This is a genomic window from Kitasatospora sp. NEAU-CNBT7, assembly GCF_057220535.1.
This window is the reverse complement of the sequence record NZ_JBXQQB010000023.1, coordinates 18,361-35,592: the sequence shown is the minus strand read 5'-3', so window position 1 is coordinate 35,592 and position 17,232 is coordinate 18,361. Positions and strand designations below refer to the sequence as shown.

10 protein-coding genes are annotated in these 17,232 nt (G+C 76.8%); 6 read left to right on the top strand and 4 right to left on the bottom strand.

All coding sequences use genetic code 11. The features are described from left to right. Positions 1–15 precede the first annotated feature (15 nt). Genes AC2TEW_RS26225 through AC2TEW_RS26205 form a run of 5 tightly spaced genes read left to right on the top strand, consistent with a single transcriptional unit; the run spans position 16 to position 12,280 of the window. Positions 16–7,833 carry a non-ribosomal peptide synthetase gene (locus AC2TEW_RS26225; protein ID WP_484625824.1) on the top strand — a complete coding sequence of 2,606 codons (7,818 nt, stop codon included), beginning with the start codon at positions 16–18 and terminating at the stop codon, positions 7,831–7,833. 38 nt (positions 7,834–7,871) lie between these two features. Beyond that, the gene (gene fabD, locus AC2TEW_RS26220) at positions 7,872–8,789 is read left to right on the top strand and encodes an ACP S-malonyltransferase (protein WP_484625823.1); all 918 of its coding nucleotides are present in this window, start codon (positions 7,872–7,874) and stop codon (positions 8,787–8,789) included. Positions 8,790–8,820: 31 nt separating this feature from the next. Then, a complete protein-coding gene (locus AC2TEW_RS26215; RefSeq protein WP_484625822.1) occupies positions 8,821–9,627 on the top strand; it encodes a thioesterase II family protein in 807 nt (268 codons plus the stop codon). Continuing rightward, positions 9,624–10,589 carry a 4'-phosphopantetheinyl transferase family protein gene (locus AC2TEW_RS26210; protein ID WP_484625821.1) on the top strand — a complete coding sequence of 322 codons (966 nt, stop codon included), beginning with the start codon at positions 9,624–9,626 and terminating at the stop codon, positions 10,587–10,589. The genes AC2TEW_RS26215 and AC2TEW_RS26210 overlap by 4 nt, the downstream gene beginning before the upstream one ends. Further along, positions 10,586–12,280, top strand: a complete 1,695-nt coding sequence (locus AC2TEW_RS26205; RefSeq protein WP_484625820.1) for an ABC-F family ATP-binding cassette domain-containing protein — start codon at positions 10,586–10,588, stop codon at positions 12,278–12,280. The genes AC2TEW_RS26210 and AC2TEW_RS26205 overlap by 4 nt, the downstream gene beginning before the upstream one ends. Before the next feature lie 24 nt (positions 12,281–12,304). On the opposite strand, the gene AC2TEW_RS26200 is transcribed toward AC2TEW_RS26205, so the two are convergent. The 4 genes from AC2TEW_RS26200 to AC2TEW_RS26185 form a co-directional block, all read right to left on the bottom strand. Next, positions 12,305–13,282, bottom strand: coding sequence for an AfsR/SARP family transcriptional regulator (locus tag AC2TEW_RS26200; protein WP_484625819.1), 978 nt, complete (start codon positions 13,280–13,282; stop codon positions 12,305–12,307). 6 nt (positions 13,283–13,288) lie between these two features. Continuing rightward, entirely contained in the window at positions 13,289–14,491 is a 1,203-nt protein-coding gene (gene solA, locus AC2TEW_RS26195; protein WP_484625818.1) for an N-methyl-L-tryptophan oxidase, read from the bottom strand. A gap of 75 nt (positions 14,492–14,566) precedes the next feature. Then, positions 14,567–15,664, bottom strand: a complete 1,098-nt coding sequence (locus AC2TEW_RS26190; protein ID WP_484625817.1) for an LLM class flavin-dependent oxidoreductase — start codon at positions 15,662–15,664, stop codon at positions 14,567–14,569. Between the two features lie 197 nt (positions 15,665–15,861). Then, positions 15,862–16,125, bottom strand: a complete 264-nt coding sequence (locus AC2TEW_RS26185) for a phosphopantetheine-binding protein (RefSeq protein ID WP_484625816.1) — start codon at positions 16,123–16,125, stop codon at positions 15,862–15,864. Between the two features lie 210 nt (positions 16,126–16,335). On the opposite strand from AC2TEW_RS26185, the gene AC2TEW_RS26180 reads away from it, so the two are divergent. After that, on the top strand, positions 16,336–17,190 hold the full coding sequence (locus AC2TEW_RS26180; RefSeq protein ID WP_484625815.1) for a response regulator transcription factor: 855 nt from the start codon (positions 16,336–16,338) through the stop codon (positions 17,188–17,190). Positions 17,191–17,232 lie beyond the last annotated feature (42 nt).

Sequence of the window (17,232 nt, the reverse complement as noted above, 5' to 3'; positions counted from 1 at the left end):
AGTTGGCGTCACGCCATGACCATCCAGACCAGCCCCGCCGACCGGCACCGGCCGTTCCCCCTGACCGAGGTCCAGGAGTCCTTCTACGTCGGGCGCAGCACGGCCGGCGCCGACGGCGCCGGGACCCAGATCCACCTCGAGTTCGAGACGGACCGGCTCGACACCGACCGGCTCGCCGCCGAGTGGAACCGGCTCGTCGCCGACACCGACATGCTGCGCGCGCACCTGCTGCCGGACGCCCGCCAGGTGGTCCGCGAGCACGTCCCGGCGTACCGGCCGGCCGTCCGCGACCTCACCGCGGCCGGCCCGGCGGAACTGCGGGAGGCGCTGGGGGAGCTGCGCGTGCAGGCCGCGGCCGCCGTCGATCCGCACCACTGGCCGCTGTTCGCGGTCGGGGTGGCGCAGCTGCCGGGCGACCGGACCAGGGTGATGCTCACCGTCGACGAGCTGATCGCCGACGGCCCGAGCGTCTCCCTGCTGCTCCAGGACTGGTACGCCCGGTACACCTTCGGCGAGCGGCCCGCCCGGCCGGCCGTCGGCTTCCGCGACTACGCGCTGGCCACCGCCGCGACCCGGCCCTCCGAGACCTCGCTCGGCTACTGGCGGGACAAGCTCGCGGACGCCGAGTTCGACCGGCCGCTGCCGCTCGCCCGCCCGGCCGCCCCGGCCGCGGGCGCCGGTGACGGTGACAGCCCGCACCGGCGGCTCGCCCTCCGGCTGGAGCGCGCGCAGTGGGAGCGGGCCAAGGAGGCGGCGCTGGAGGCGCGGGCGACGCCGTCCGCGATGCTGCTCGCGCTGACCGCCGCCGCGCTGTCCGCCCCCGGGGCGGGCCCGGTCCCGATGGTCCTGACCACCTACAACCGCCGTCCGCTCCACCCCGATGTGGCGCGCCTGGTGGGGCCGTTCCTGTCCACCTCGGTGTTCGTCGCCCCCCGGCCCACCGGCACGCTCGGCGACCTGGTGGCCGAGGTCCGCGGACAGCTCTGGCGCGACCTGGAACACACCGACGTCAGCGGGGTGCGGGCGCTGCGCGAGCGGGCCCGGACCTCGCCGGGCCGCCGGGCGGCCGCAGTCCCGGTGGTCTTCACCAGCCTGCTCGGCAGCATCGCCGACCGGCGGGACGAGGACCCCGGCAACTGGGCCGCGCTGGTGGACGCCGACGCCTCCGCCACCCGCACCCCCGGCGTCCAGCTGGAGATGTGCGTCCAGGAGCACGCCGGAGCGCTCCAGGTGTCCTGGGACTTCCTGCCGCAGGCGCTGGACGAGGCCCTGGTGCGGGCCGCCTTCGGGCGCCTGCTCGACAGCCTGGCGCGCGTCGCCGACCGGGGGCCCGCGGTGTGGGACACCGAGGCCCGCCCGGCCGCGGCCGCGCCTGCGCCCGCCCCGGCCGGCGTCGCGGGCCCGTCGCGGCTCCCGCTGACCGAGATCCAGTCGGCGTACCTGGTCGGCCGGCTCGGCGGCCTCGGCGGCACCGCCGAGAGCCGGGTCCAGCAGGAGTTCCTGCTGGAGCACCACGACGTGGACGCCCTGGAGGCGGCCTGGAACGACCTGGTCGCCCACCACCCGATGCTGCGGGCCGCCGTCCACCCGGACGGCACGCTGGAGGTCGCGGCCGAGGTCCCGCGGTACCGGATCGCCCGGCACGACCTGACGGCGCTGCCCACCGGCCCCGACGGGGCGGCCGCGGTCGAACGGGAGCTGGCCGCGGTCTCGGCCCGGCTGGGCGAGGGCACCTTCCCGCTCGGCAGCCGCCCGATGTACGCGCTGGAGGCCAGCCTGCTGCCGGACGGCACCACCGTGCTGCACGTCGTCCTGGACGCGCTGCTCGCCGACGCCCGCAGCTTCGCCCTGCTGTTCGGCCAGCTCTTCGCCCTGCACGACGGCGACCGGCGGATGCTGGACACCCCCGCCGACCCCCGGCCGTACCTGGCGGACCGGCCCGTCCGCGCCCGCGGCGAGGAGGCCCGGGCGGCCCGCCGCGCCTGGCGCGACAAGTTCGCCGCCCTGCCGAACGGACCGGCGCTCCCCGACCCGGCGCCGCAGGCCCCCCGCCTCCACCACCGCACCGACCTGGGCTCCTGGCAGCGGCTCGGTGAGCGCGCCGCCGCCATCGGGGTCCCGGCCGACCTGGTGCTGCTCACCGCCTACACCGACGAGCTGCGCCGGGAGTTCGGGCCGGACCCGTTCACCGTGACGGTGGTGTCCTGGGACCGGCCGGCGGGCCTCGCGGGCGGCGCGCAGCTGGTCGCCGACTTCACCCAGCTCGCCTGGGTGGTGGTGGACGACACCCTGCCGCAGGACTTCGCCGAGCGCGCCCGGGAACTGTGGGCCCGGACCCGGGCCGACCTGGAACGCGGTGAACTCCAGCCGGGGCTGGCCGAGTTGCGCGGCCGGGTGTTCCGGTCGGGCGGCGGGCTGCGGCTGCCGGTGGTCTTCACCCGGGTCCCCGCGATCGACCCCGCCCTGCACCCGCGCGGTGTCCGGCTGCGGGCCAGCCAGTCGCAGACCGCGCAGGTCGCCCTCGACCACGTGCCGCTGCTGGTCGGCGACGACCTGGTCGGCCAGTGGGACGCCGCCGAGGGCTGCCTGCCCGCGGACCGGCTGGCGGCGATGTTCGAGCGCTACGTGCGGCGGGTCCGCTCCTTCCTCGACGGTGCGGGCGCCCCCGACGGCCCGGCAGCGGCCGTGCCGCCCGCCGTGCCGCCCGCGCCGGCCGACGCCCCGGAGACCATGACCGGGCTGATCGACCGGGCGCTGGAGCGGTACGCCGACCGGACGGCCGTCCGGTGGGACGGGCGCGCCGTCGGCTACCGCGAGCTGGACCGGCGGACCGCGCAACTGGCCCACCAGCTGGCCGCGATGGGCGTGCGCCCGGGCGACCACGTGGCCGTGCACATGGACCGCTCCGACGACCTGGTGGTCGCCCTGGTCGGCATCGTGCGGGCCGGCGGCGTGTACGTCCCGGTCGACCCGGCCAACCCGCCGGAGCGGGTGCGGTACCTCCTCGAGGACAGCGGCGCCCGGGTGGTGGTCGCCGACGCGGCCCGCGCCGCCGTCCCTGCCGCGGCCGGCGCCCTGGTGCTCTGCCAGGACCGGGACGAGGACCGGGCCCGGCTGGCGGCCCGGCCGGCCACCGCCCCGCAGCCGGGGGTCGGCCCGGACGACCCGGTGTACATGATCTACACCTCCGGCACCACCGGCCGTCCCAAGGGCTGCCGCAACACCCACCGGGGCTTCGTCAACCGGGTCCGCTGGATGCAGGACCGCTTCCCGCTGGACGCCCGGGACCGGGTGGCCCAGAAGACGCCGTACGGGTTCGACGTGTCGGCCTGGGAGTTCTTCTGGCCGCTCCTGGCCGGTGCCTCGATCGTGGTCGCCCGTCCCGGCGGCCACGTCGACCCCGGTTACCTCGCCCGGCTGCTGCGCGACGAGCGGGTGACCGTGGCCCACTTCGTCCCCTCGGTGCTCGGCCTGTTCCTGCGCGGGCGCACGGCCGCCGACTGCGACTCGCTGCGGTACGTGTTCGCCAGCGGGGAGGCGCTGCCCGTGCCGACCATGCGGCAGTTCTTCGACGTCATGCCCGCCGGGGCCGAGCTGCACAACCTCTACGGGCCCACCGAGGCGGCCATCGACGTCACCCACTGGGCGTGCCGCCGGGACTGGGACGAGGCCACCGTGCCGATCGGCCGGCCGATCTCCGACACCCGGATCCACCTGGTCGACGAGCGGCTGGCCGAGGTCCCCGACGGCACCCCGGGGGAGATCGTCATCGGCGGTGCGGGCGTCGCGCTCGGCTACCACGGGCGGCCGGAGCTCACCGCGGAGCGGTTCATCGCCTCGCCGTTCGCCGACGACCCGTCACCGCGCCTGTACCGGACCGGCGACCTGGGGCAGCTCGGCCCGGACGGCGAGCTCAGGTACCTCGGCCGGATCGACGGCCAGTTCAAGCTGCGCGGCCTGCGGATCGAACCCGAGGAGATCGAGGCCGCCCTCACCGCGCTGCCCGGGGTGCTGGAGGCCCGGGTGCTGCCGGTCACCGACCACACCTCGCAGGAACAGGTCCTCGCGGCCGTCTGCATCGAGGGCGACGGCGTGCCCGCGCCGTCGGTCGGGACCCTGCGCCGCGCCCTGGCCCTGACCCTGCCGCCCTACCTGGTCCCCAGCAGCTTCCGGTTCGTCGACCGGCTTCCGCTGACGGCCAACGGCAAGCTCGACCGCTCCGCCGCCGCCGCGCTCTTCGGGACCGCCCGGCCCGCGGCGCCCGCCCCGGCGGACGGCACCACCCACACCGAGGAGGACACCGTGCCCGACCACCCGATCCCGCACCCGCCGACCCCGGCGGCCGCGCCCGCCGCACCCGAGGACCCGGCCGGGCGGATCACGACGGTGGTGGCCGACAGCCTCGGCCTGGCGGCGGTCGACCCGGACGCCGACCTGTTCGACCTGGGCGCCACCTCGTTCACCCTGATCCGGCTGGCCCAGGAGATCGAGCGGCTGACCGGCGTGGCGCTGCCCGTCGACGTGCTGATCGACGCCCCCACGGTGACCGGTCTGCTCGCGGCGGTCGACGCCGCCCGCCCGGCGCCGGCCCCGGCGGCCGCCCCGGCTCCGGTGGCGCCGGCCGTCACCGTGGACCCGCAGGCGGTGGCGGCCGAGGCGGCCGGTCTGCTGGGCCTGGCGGCGGTCGACCCGGACGCCGACCTGTTCGACCTGGGCGCCACCTCGTTCACCCTGATCCGGCTCGCCCAGCTCCTCGGTGACCGCTTCGGTGCGGACGTTCCGGTGGACGCGCTGATCCTCACCCCCACGGCCCGCGGCATCGCCGACGCCCTCACCCCGGCGCCGCGGCCCGCGCAGCCGGCCGCCCCCGCGCCGGTGCCCGGACCCGCGCCCGCGCCCGAGCGGCGGACGGACGTACGCATCGCCCTCGACCCGCAGGCGAAGGCGGCCTTCAAGGAGGCCAGGATCGCCGAGCGCCGGCTGCCGGCCGACCTGGCGCGGGTCGCCCTCGCACCGGCCGGACCCGAGCACGACCGGGCACTGTACGACGCCTCCTCGTTCCGGGAGTTCGCCGCCGGGCCGCTGCCCCTCGCCCGGCTGACCGAGCTGCTCGGCACCCTGACCCGCGGCGAGCTCGACGGCCGCCAGAAGCACCGCTACCCGTCGGCCGGCGGCTTCTACCCGGTGCAGGTCTACCTGTACGTCAGGCCGGGCGCGGTGCAGGACACCGAGGGCGGCCTGTACTACCTGCACCCGGGCGAGCGGACCCTGGTGGCGGTCGACCCGCAGGCTCGCTTCGGCACCGACCTCCATGTCTTCCACAACCGCGCGCTGGTGGAGTCCGCCGCGTTCGGCGTGTTCCTGGTGTCCACCCCGGCGGCCATCGCACCGGCGTACGGCGAGCGCAACGCGGCGCGGTTCTCGACCATCGAGGCCGGCCACATCGCCCAGCTGCTGCTGACCGCCGCACCCGGTCGGGGCCTCGGGCTGTGCGCCGTGGGGGAGATGGACTTCGGCGCGGTACGGGACCGGTTCGCGCTGGCGGACGACCAGGAGCTGCTGCTGTCGCTGTGGGGCGGCGCGCTGCCGCAGGCCGCGCTGGAGCGCCGGGCCGACCTGGTCGCGGCGGAACGCGACCGGGGCCCCCGTCCCGCCCCCGCCGCCACCCGCGCGGTGGCCGTGATCGGCTTCGCCGCCCGCCTGCCCGGCGCCGACGACCTGCGCGAGCTGGACACCCTCCTCGCCGCCAGCGGCAGCGCGGTCGGCCCGGCCCCCGCCGGACGGTGGGCCCCGCTGCGCTCCCGGGCCCGCCGGGCCGGCGCCGCGGTCGGCGGCTACCTGGCGGACGTCACCGCCGTGGAGGCCGAGGAGTTCGGCCTCCCGGAGGGCGAACTCGCCGCACTCGACCCGCAGGAGCGGCTGCTGCTGACGGTCGCCCGGCACTGCGTCGAGGACGCGGCCCTCACCCCCGAGCGGCTGTCCGCCGCCGGACCGGTCGGCGTCTTCGTCGGCTCGATGTGGCAGGACCACGCCCTGTACGGGGTGGCGGCCCGGGCCGACGGAAGGCCCGGCACCCACGCCACCCGCGGCGGCCTGGCCCACCGGGTCTCGCACGCCTTCGGCCTGACCGGGCCGAGCCTGGTGCTGGACACCGGCTGCGTCTCCGGACTGGCCGCCGTCGAGGCGGCCATGCGGGCGGTGGCCGACGGCCGGTGCGAGGCCGCGCTGGCCGCCGGCACCAACCTGGTGCTGCACCCCGACCACCTGGACGTGCTGTCCGAGCTCGGCCTGGTCGCCGAGCAGCCCGACTCGTGCGCGTTCACCGACCGGGCGAGCGGCTGGCTGGTCGGCGAGGGCATCGGTGCGGTGCTGCTCAAGCCGCTCGACCGGGCCCTGGCCGACGGCGACCCGGTGCACGCGGTGCTGACCGGCGGCGCCCTGGTGCACTCCGGCCGGACCCGGCAGTTCGGCGTACCGGACCCGCTGCGGCAGGAGCAGGTGATGCGGGCCGCGCTCGCCGACGCCGGCCTCACCGCCGCGGACATCGGCTACGTCGAGGCGGCGGCGGCCGGGGCGGCGCTGGCCGACGCCCTGGAGGTCACCGCGCTGGGGCGGCTGTTCGGCGGCGGGGGGACGGCGCCGGACACGGCGGGCCGCGGCCCGGCGGGCCCGGTTCCGGTGGGGTCGGTGAAGCCGGCCACCGGCCACCTGGAGGCGGCCTCGGTCTTCGCCCAACTCGGCAAGGTGATCGCCCAGTTCCGCCGGGATCGGCTCTACCCGACCCGCCGGACCTCGGCCCCCAACCCGGCCCTGGCCGGGCAGGGCGGCGCCGTGGTGGTGGCCGGCCCGGGCGCCGACCGGTGGCGCACCGGACCCGACGCCACCCGCCGGGCACTGGTCAACGGGTTCGCCGGCGGCGGGTCCTACGGCAGCCTGGTGGTGGAGGAGCCGCCGCAGCGGCCCGCCCCCGCCGGACCGGCCGACGACGACCGGGCGCAGGCCCTGCCGCTGTCCGCCGACACCACCGGGAACCTGGCCCGCTGGGCCCGCTCGCTGGCCCTGGAGTTCGACCGCGAACCCGGCCTCACGCTGGCCGCCGCCGCCCGCACCCTGCGGGAGGGCCGCCGCGACCGCGCGGCGCGGGGCGTGGTGGTGACGGACCGGTACCGGGCCGCCGCCGACCTGCGGACCCTGGCCGAGCGGGTCACCCGGGAGGGCTCCGGCGTCACCGTCGGCGCCGAACGGGCCCCGGAGGAGGAGCGGGCTGGGCTCGCCGACTGGGCGGCCGGCGGCGCCGCGCCACAGCCCGCGCAGGCGTCGGCGGCACCCCGGGCCGCGCTGCCCCCGGTGCCGCTGACCGTCCGCCGGGTGCCGCTGCCGACCGCGGGGACCCTGACCGCGGAGACCGTCGCCGTGGAGGCGCCGGCCGCCCGGGCCACGACCGACCGGGCGCCGGCCGCCGCGGTCCCGGCCGCCCCGGCCGCGGTGGTTCCCGGCGCCCCGGCACCGGCCGCCGAGGTATCTGCCGCCGGCGCCCCGGCCACCGGGCTCCCCACCGCCGCGGTCGCGGCCGGCACCGGGCCGGAGGCCGTACCGCAGGGCCCGTTCGAGCGGATGGCGCGGATCGTGGCCGAGGAGACCGGCGCCGACCGGGCCCGCCTCACCCCGGCCGACGACCTGTTCGCGATCGGCGTCACCAGCCGCCAACTGCTGCGGATCGCCGCCCGGGTGACCGCCGACGGCGGCCGCGAGCTGCCGCTGGAGGCGCTGTTCACCGCGCCGGACCTGGCCGCGCTGGCCGACCTCGCCTTCCCCGCCCCCGTCGCCGTCTGAACACCACCGGACCACCACCAGAGAGCAGTTGATGCACCATGACCCGGATCTACATGTTCCCCGGCCAGGGAGCCCAGCGCCTCGGCATGGGCCGGGCGCTCCTCGACCGGTTCCCCGCCCTGGTCCGTGAGGCCGACGAGGTCCTCGGGTACAGCCTGCGCGAGCTGTGCCTGGAGGACCCCGGCGGGCGGCTCGGCCACACCCGCTACACCCAGCCCGCGATGTTCGCGGTCAACGCGCTCGCCTACCGGGCGGCGCTCCAGGACACCGGCGAGCCCGACGTCGCGATCGGACACAGCCTCGGCGAGTACAACGCCCTGGAGGCGGCCGGGGTGTTCGACTTCGCCGACGGCCTGCGGCTGGTCGCCGCCCGGGCGGCCGCGATGGCCGAGGTGGACGGCGGGGGGATGAGCGCCGTGGTCGGGCTGACCGAGACCACGCTGCGGTTCCTGCTGCTGCGCGCGGGGTTCGCCGCCCTGGACCTCGCCAACCTCAACACCGCCACCCAGACCGTCCTGGCCGGCCCGGTGGACGACCTCGACGAGGCCGGTCAGGTGCTGGAGGACGCCGGCGCCCGGATGGTCCGCCGGCTGCACGTCAGCGGCCCCTTCCACTCCCGCTACATGGCACCGGCCGCCGCCGCGCTCGCCGGGACCGTCCGGGCCGCCCGGCTGCGCCCGCCCGCCTTCCCGGTGATCGCCAACCGGACCGCCGAGCCGTACCGCGCCGACCTGGCCGCGGACCTGCTGCTGGAGCAGATCGACCACCCGGTGCGCTGGCGCGAGAGCGTCGAGGCGCTGCTGGCCGGGCCCGACCCGCAGTTCACCGAGGTCGGCGAGAGCACCGTGCTGACCAGCATGGTCCGGCAGATCCGACGCGACGCCGACCAGGACCGCCAGGACCGCCAGGAGCGCTCGGACCGCACGGCCCGTCAGCTCCGGGCCGCCGTCGCCTGAGAGACACCCACGCACCGCACGAGGAGACGCGATGACCAGCTCCACCCTGAGGTTCCGCCCGCCGGCCGGCGCGGGGTTCTGCCCCCGCCCGGTCCCGGGTGCGGCCCTGCGTCTGTTCCTGTTCCACCACGCGGGGGGATCCCACCTCCTCTACCGCGACTGGGTGGCGCACCTCCCCGCAGACTGGGAGATCCACCTGCTGGACGCCCCCGGCCGCGGGCGGCTCACCGACCTGCCGGCCTGCTCCGACGCCGGGCAGCTGGTGGACTTCTTCCACGACGAGATCGTGCTCGCGATGGACCGCCCGTTCGCCTTCTTCGGGCACAGCATGGGCGGACTCGCCGCGTACGAGCTGACCAACCGGCTGGCCGCCGAGGGCCTGCCGCTGCCGGTCTGGCTCGGGCTGTCGGCACGCGGCGCGCCGCGGCCGCCGGGCCCGTCCGACACCCGGCACACCCTCCCCGACGACGCGCTGCGCCACCACCTGGCGGCGATGGGCGGCACCCCGCCCGAGGTGCTCCAGGACCCGGAGATCTGGCAGCTGTTCGGGCCGATGATCCGGACCGATCTGCGGCTGGTGGAGACCTGGACCCCGCGCGAGGGGACGGCGCCGCTGACCGTCCCGCTGTCGGTGTTCGGCGGGTCCGACGACGTGGTGGTGTCACCGGAGCGGCTGGCCGCCTGGCAGCAGCACGCGCGGCGCTTCCTCGGGCTGCACCTGTTCGACGGCGACCACTTCTACTTCCGGGGCCGCACCGCCGAGATGGCCGCACTGGTCACCGCACAGATCCGCGCCGCCACCGCCGGTGCCGCCACCACCTGGGGGGCCGCCCGGTGACCGGCACGCGTACGGACTGCGCATCGCGCACCCACCGCGGCGACGAGGTCCGGCTGTGGATCTGCGCCAACGACGACCTCGGGCCGGGGATGGCCACGGCGCTGGCCGGCCACTGGCTCGACGAGCACGAACTGGCCACCGCCGACCGGTTCGTGTTCGAGCGGGACCGCCGGCAGTACCTGGTCGCCCACGTCATGGTGCGGCGGCTGCTCTCCCTGGAGACCGGCGTCCCGGAGGCGCTGGTGGAGCTGCGGCGGTCCGACCGCGGGCGTCCCTCGCTGCGCCCGCCGGACGGCGGACTGCGGTGCGGGCACGGCGAGTTGGACTTCAACCTTTCGCACGCGCACGGTTACAATGCGATCGTCGTCGCCAGGGACCGGCGGGTCGGCGTCGACGTCGAGAGGTTCGACCGGGTCGGCGGCCGCGCGCTCGAGGGGATCGCCGAGAGCTTCACCCCCGGAGAGCGCCGGCAGTTGGCGGGCCTGCCGGCGGGAGGGGTGCGTGACCGGGCCGTGCTGAGGCTGTGGACGCTGAAGGAGGCCTACTCCAAGGCCCGCGGCCTCGGTCTCGGACTGCCCTTCGACTCCTTCGGCTTCGTCCTGTCCGGGAGTGACCGGGTGCTGGCCTTCGAGCCCCCCGCCGACGACCCGGCCGGGCGCTGGACCTTCCTGGCCCTCGAGCCGGAGCCGGACCTGCTGCTGTCGGTCGCGGTCGAGGCCGGGGCCGAACCGCCGCGCGCGGTCCACCTGCACGGCGGGTTCCCCTGGCGGCCCGCCGCCCTGCGGGACACCTTCACCCCGGGCCACCCGGCGCCGTTGCTCGGCCCGGGCACCCTGTCCGCGCCCGGCACCGCGGGCCCGGCGAGCACCGGCCCGGGAAGCACCGGCCCGGGACCCGCCCGACCGGGGCCCGCCGGGGCCCCACCGCACCACACCGAGGCACACCAGAGGAGCGCCGCATGATCAAAACCGTACGGACGGCCGGGGAGAGCGCGCGCCCCGGCGGGACCGCGCACCTGGCCGCGGACGCCGTGACCCGGATCCGCGGCGACCGGACCGTGCTCAACGGCGTGTCGCTGACCGTGTCGGCCGGTGAACGGCTCGGCCTGATCGGCGAGAACGGCGTCGGCAAGTCCACCCTGCTCAGGGTGCTGGCCGGGCTCGACGCCCCGGACGCCGGCCGGGTCCGGGCCACCGTCGGCGGCGCACCCGGCCACCTCTCCCAGGAACCCGACCTGCCCGCGGACTGGGACCTCGCCCGCTGTCTCGCCGAGGCCCGGCAGGAGGTGGACCGGCTGGCCGCACGGATGCGGGAGGTCGAGACGCTGATGGGCACCGCCGACGAGGACGCCCTCGCCGCCCTGCTGGCGGAGTACGGCGCCCTCCAGGAGGAGTTCACGGCGCGCGACGGCTGGCGTTTCCCGGCCCGGGCCGCCGAGGTCTTCCAGGCCCTCGGCCTGCACCGGCTGCCGTCCGACCGGCTCGCCGGTGAGCTGTCCGGCGGCGAACGGGCCCGGCTGGGCCTGGCCGTGCTGGTCCTGCGGAGCCCGCCCGCCCTGCTGCTGGACGAACCCACCAACCACCTCGACGACGAGGCCGTGGACTGGCTGGCGGCGTGGCTGCGCGGCTACCGGGGACCGTGCCTGATCGCCTCCCACGACCGGGACCTGCTGGACGGCGCCGTCACCGGGCTGCTGGACCTCGACGGCCCGCGCGGGTCCGTGGTCCGCTACGGCGGTACCTACCGCGAGTACGCCGCCGAGCAGGCGGCCGCCCGGCGCCGCTGGGAGGCCGACCACCAGGTCTGGACCGAGTCGATGACCGCCGCCACGCTGCGGCTGTCGCGCTCCGACCGGGCCGCCGGGCACTACCGTCCGCCGCGCGACAACGCCAAGATGAACTACGACCTGCGCGGCGCCGGCGCCCAGGCCGCGGTCGCCCGGACCGCCCGCGCCGCGAAGGAGGAGATCCGGCGGCTGCGGATGCAGGAGGTGCCGAAGCCGCCCAGGCCGCTGCGGTTCACGGCGGTCGGGCTCGCCGACGCGGCCCGCGGCGCGGGCGCGGCGCCCACGGCCGACCCGGCCGGTGCGCTGATCGAGGTCCGGGACGTGGAGACCGCGCAGGGCCTGAGGCTGCCCGCGCTCACCCTGCGGGACAGTGACCGGGTCGTGGTGGCGGGCCCCAACGGGGCCGGGAAGTCGACCCTGTTGCGGGTGCTCGCGGGTGAACTGGCCCCGGCCCGCGGCCTGGTCACCACCCGGCCGGGGCTGCGGATCGGCCACCTGCCGCAGGAGAGCAGTTTCCCGGCCGGGCACCGGCCGCTGCTGCGCTGCTACGCGCAGGCGGTCGCCGCCGACGAGGACGAGGCCGCCGAACAGCTGCTGGAGCTGGGGCTGTTCCGCGCGGCCGACCTGCGGGTGCCGGTCGGTGCGCTGAGCGTCGGCCAGCGTCGGCGGCTCGACCTGGCCCGGCTGGTGGCGCTGCGGCCCGAGGTGCTGCTGCTCGACGAGCCCACCAACCATCTGAGCCTGCCGCTGATCGAGGACCTGCAGACCGCGCTGGACGACTTCCCCGGCCCGGTGGTGACGGTCACCCACGACCGGCGGCTGCGCCGCTCGGCCGGCCGGCTGCTGAGCCTGGAGCGGGCGTCCTGACGGCGGCCCGCGCGGCGGCCCGGGTCAGCGGGCGGCCGCGCTGCGGGCGCTGAGCCGGTCGAACTGCTGGCTGAGGAGCTCCTGTTCGTGGCTGAGCCGGTCCAGCCGCCGCCGCAGCCGGGCCAGTTCGTCGCCGAGGTCGAGCACCACCGCCCCGCCCTGCGGGGCCGGGCCGCCGCGGGCCGCCCTGGCCGCCGGGATCGGGCCGAGCACCGGCGCGGGCGGCTGCTGCCCCGCCGGGGCGCCGAGCTCCCGCGCCTGGCTGAGGATGGACTGGACCCGGCGGCGCAGCGCGGGCCCGGGCTCCACCCCGAGCTCGTTCACCAGCCGCATCCGGGCCCGCTCGTACACGCCGAGCGCCTCGGCCTGCCGGCCGCACCGGTACAGGGCGACCATCAGCAGGTCGTAGAACCGCTCCCGGACCGGGTTGTCGCTGGTGAGCTCCTCGAGTTCGCCGGTGATCTCGTGGTGGAGGGCGGCCCGCAGGCTGGCGTCGTAGAGCGTCTCCAGGGCGACCAGCCGGTTCTCCTCCAGCTGGGCCGCCTCGGCCTGGCAGATGTCACCGCCGAGGCTGCCCTGCAGGGCGGGTCCGCGCCACAGGGCGAGCGCCTGGCGCAGCAGCCGGACGGCCCGGGCGGGGTCGGTGGTGACCACGGCCCGGCCCTGGGCGGAGAGGCGGTGGAACCTGGCGGCGTCGGTGGCGTCGGGTCCGGCGTGCAGCTGGTAGCCCAAGGCGTGGGTGTCGATGCGTTCCTGGCCGGTCGAGCCGGCGTCCTCCAGCAGTTTGCGCAGCCGGGCGATGTGGGCCTGGAGGGCGTTGGCGGGGTTGGCCGGGGGGTGTTCACCCCACAGTTCGTCGATCAGCCGGTGGTAGGACAGCAGGTGTCCCGCCTTGACCACCAGGGCACCGAGCAGGATGCGCTGTTTGGAGCCCGTGGGGACGATCCGCAGACCGCGCCGCTCGTCGTGGATCTCTACCGGGCCGAGAATGCGGAACTGCATGTTTCCTCACAATGCGGCGCTTGACGGGGTCGGTCGGGGCCCGACCGGCGAGCGGGAGAACCGGTTCGGGTCGGCGAAGCCGAGCGGGAACGCCGGCGGCCGGCCGCGGACCAGCCCGGCGACCACCTCGCCGATGCCGGTCGCGTGCTTGAACCCGTGGCTGTTGCAGCCGCCCGCGACCACGATCCGGGGGTCCGCGGCGAGCGGCCCGAGGACGAACTGGCCGTCCGGGGTGCGGGCGTACAGGTTGGCGGTGGCCCGGGAGGGGAGCGCGCCCACCCCGGGGACGGCGTCCGGCAGGATCCGGGCCAGCACCGACCAGTCGTCGGGGGAGACCGAGCGGTCCATGCCCTCGGGGTCCACGGTGCGGAAGTTGCGGCCGCCGTCCTCCAGGCCGAGTTTCAGCTCGGCGCGGCCGGGGAGGGTGCCGTGGCCCCAGATCACCTCCCCGTCGGCGAGCTCCCGCATGAACACCGGGAGCCGTTCCAGGGTGAAGCGCGGCTCGGCGGCCGCGGGCGTGAACCAGGTGGTGGGCATCCTGACCACGTCGAGCGGGAGCCCGGGGACGAGCTGGGAGAGCCACGGCCCGGCCGCGACCACCACCGACCGCACCAGCAGCCGGCGCAGCGGGGTGTGCACCAGGATCCCGTCGTCGGCGGGCTCGAGGGCGGTGACCCGGGTGTCGGTGTACACCCGGGCCCCGGCGCGGCGGGCGGCGCCGACCGCCGCGGCGATGGTGCGCTCGGGGTAGGTCAGGCCGCCGGCCGGTTCCAGGACGCCGATCTGGCCGTCCGTCAGGCCGGCGTGGGCGGGCGCCCGCCGGCGCATCGCGGCGGCGTCCAGCAGTTCGACGTCCAGGCCGTGCTGCCGGGCCGCGGTCAGCGCGCCGCCGACGATGCGGCCCTCGCGCGGCCCGATCAGCATCGCGCCGACCCGCTCCATCAGGACCTCGCCGCTCTCCGCCTCCAGTTCCGCCCACAGCTCGCGCGAGCGCCGGGCGAGCGGGACCAGTCCCGGGTGTTCCAGGCAGGCGGTGCGGAACATCCGGCTCTCGCCGTGCGAGGAGCCGTGGACGTTGCCGATGCCGTACCGGTCGATGCCGATCGCGTCGATGCCGTGGCGGGCGAGCTGCCACAGGGCGCAGGCGCCCCAGGCGCCCAGCCCGACCACCGCGACCTCGGCGTCCTTGACGGCGGATGTACGGCTCATGGTCCCTCCTGGTGCGTCCGGTCCTGGTGTGGTCCGGGGTCCCGGTGCGGTCCCCGGCGGTGGCCGGGCCGCGGCTCAGACGGCCGCGGCCGCCGGCTGCTGCACCGCGGCCGCGGGCCGGGCGAAGCCGGGGGCGACCTGCCCGGCGAACAGCTCCATCGCCCGCGCCGCCCGCTCGTACGGCAGGTGCCCGGGGTTGAACTGGAGGCTCAGGCACAGGTCCGGCCCGTACTCCCCGGCGATCCGGGCGACCTGCTCGCGGACCTCCGGCACGGTCCCGGCCAGGACCTTCCCGTCGGCCAGCGCCCGGTCGAAGTCGTACGAGCGGGCCTTGTCGGCGAACTTCTCGTACCCGGGATACTGGCTGCTGCGGGTGTGCGCCCAGGACGACACAGCCTCCGCCATCCGCGCCACGTAGTTCTCCTCCTGGGCGCGGGCGTCCGCGAGGGCGAGCCCGTGGTCCTCGGAGAGGTAGCAGGTGTACTTGACCTGGATCCGGCCCGCGCCGGGGTGTCCGGCCTGCGCCCGGGCCTGCCGGTAGCCCTCGATCATGTCGCGCAGGCCCTGGCGGGTCGTCACGGACGGCACCACCTGGAGGTGGTGGCCGGCCCGGCCGGCCGCCGCGCAGGACTCCGGGCTGCTCGCGGAGGCGACGAAGACCGGCGGATGCGGCTGCTGGTAGGGGCTAGGGAACCCGGTGAACGGGCCGAAGCGGTGCACCTCGCCCTCGAAGACCGTCCGCTCCCCGCTCCACAGTGCGACGCAGGCGGCGATGCCCTCCTCGAAACGGGCCCGGCTCTGCTCGATCGGGACGCCGAAGGCCTCGAACTCGTCCGGCAGGAAGGCCCGTCCGAAGCCGACGTCGAGGCGGCCGTGCGAGAGGTTGTCGAGCATCGCGAGGGTGGCGGCGAGCTTCACCGGGTGGGTGAAGGCCGCGATCACGGCGCCGGTCGCCAGCCGGATCCGGCTGGTGCGGGCCGCGGCGGCGGACAGGAACGCCACCGGGTCGGGGCTGTAGCCGCCGTACGGGGAGCCGTAGTGCTCGACGATCTGCACGTGCTCGTACCCGAGCGATTCGGCCAGTTCGACCAGCCGCAGGCTCTCGTCGTAGTACTGGGCGGCGCTCTTCCGCTCCGGGTCGACGACCGGGAAGAAATTGACTCCGAATTCCATGGCGACTCCGTCTGACGGTCCGGTACGGATGGCCGGCGATATCGGTGCGGCCCCTTTCCGGGGCGCACCGCCGCCGCGACAGCAACGTAACCGCGGGGGCGGCCGCCGCCCCGGTTTCCCGACCGCTGTCCAAGCCGCGTTCCAACGGCTCTCAAGCGGACGTGGGGGGCGGCCGCCGGGCTCGGGCGGGTGCCCGTTCAGCGGTCCGCGGGCCGTCCGGCCGCGGACAGCAGGCGCCACCAGCCGTCCACCGTGGGTTCGGCGATCAGCTCGGGGAAGGCGGCCTCGATGCCGTGCCGGTGGCACCGGCTGACGACCTGCATCACCGCGACGGAGTGCAGGCCGTGGTCGATCAGGTCCTCGTCGTCCGGCGGCAGTTGGCCGGGGGCCAGTCCCATGCTCTCGGCGATCATCAGGCGGAGTGAATCCTTGGTCAGGGGGGTGCTCGAGGAATTGTCCATGGGCCGGACCGTAGCACCGGGGAGGAAATCCGCGGCGGTCCGCCGGAATTCCGTCGGCGGCCGGTGGGAAGCCATTGGCGAAGCGCTTGAACGGGGCTGGAGAAATCCGCGCCGCGGCCTTCCCGGCGGCTAGTTTCGGAATCCGGACGGCCCGCCCGCACCCCGGACGGCCGCCCTCCCGCACCGACCCGCCGAACACTGGGAGCGAGGATGGAACGGCGAGCCCAGGCCCGCCCGGCCGCCACCGGGACCACCGCGTTGCGCGTGCTGCCCGGCGGATCCACGGCGCCGAGCCCGCGCCCGCGGCACCACGGGGCCGCCGCGCCGTCGGCGCCGGCCGTCCCGCTCACCGCGGACGCCCACCACCGGCCCGCCGGGGACCTGCCGTACCGGGACCCGGCCGGGGAGTTCGGCCACGACCACGGCCAGGACGCCGTGCCGGTCTTCCTGCTGGCCTCCGACGTCCTGGTCCGGGCCGGGCTGCGCGCGCTGCTGGAGCGCCAGCCGGGCGTCCGGATCGCCGGCGAGGGCGCACCCGGCGCACCCGCCGGGACCGCCCTGCACCGGGCCGAGGTGGTCCTCGTGCACGGGGTCCCCGACCCGGCGGCGCTCGGTCTGCCGTACGGCGGCGGCCCGGACCGGCCCGCGGTGCTGACGGTCGGCGACCCGGAGCAGGAGTCCGGGCGGCCCGGCGTGCACGGCTGCCTGCCCGCCACCGTGGCCGCCGCCGACCTGGCCGCCGCGGTCCGGATGGCCGCGGCCGGCTACCACCTGACCCGGCGGCCGGCCGCCGGACCGGCCCGTGACCGGCTCCCCGCGACGGGCGCCGCCCCGCGCCGGGCCGGGCTCGGGGCGGTCGGCCCGGACGAGCTGACGGCCCGTGAGGCCGAGGTCCTCGACCTGATCGCCCGCGGCCTGTCCAACGCCGAGATCGCCGACGAGCTGACGCTGTCCGAGCACACCGTCAAGTCGCACGTGCAGAACCTGCTCAACAAGCTCCACCTGCGCAGCCGCGTCCAGGCCGTGGTCTACGCGTACGAGACCGGGCTGCGGCAGCCCGGCTGACCGTCCCGGCGCCGGACGCGTCAGGCCCGTCAGCCGTCCGTC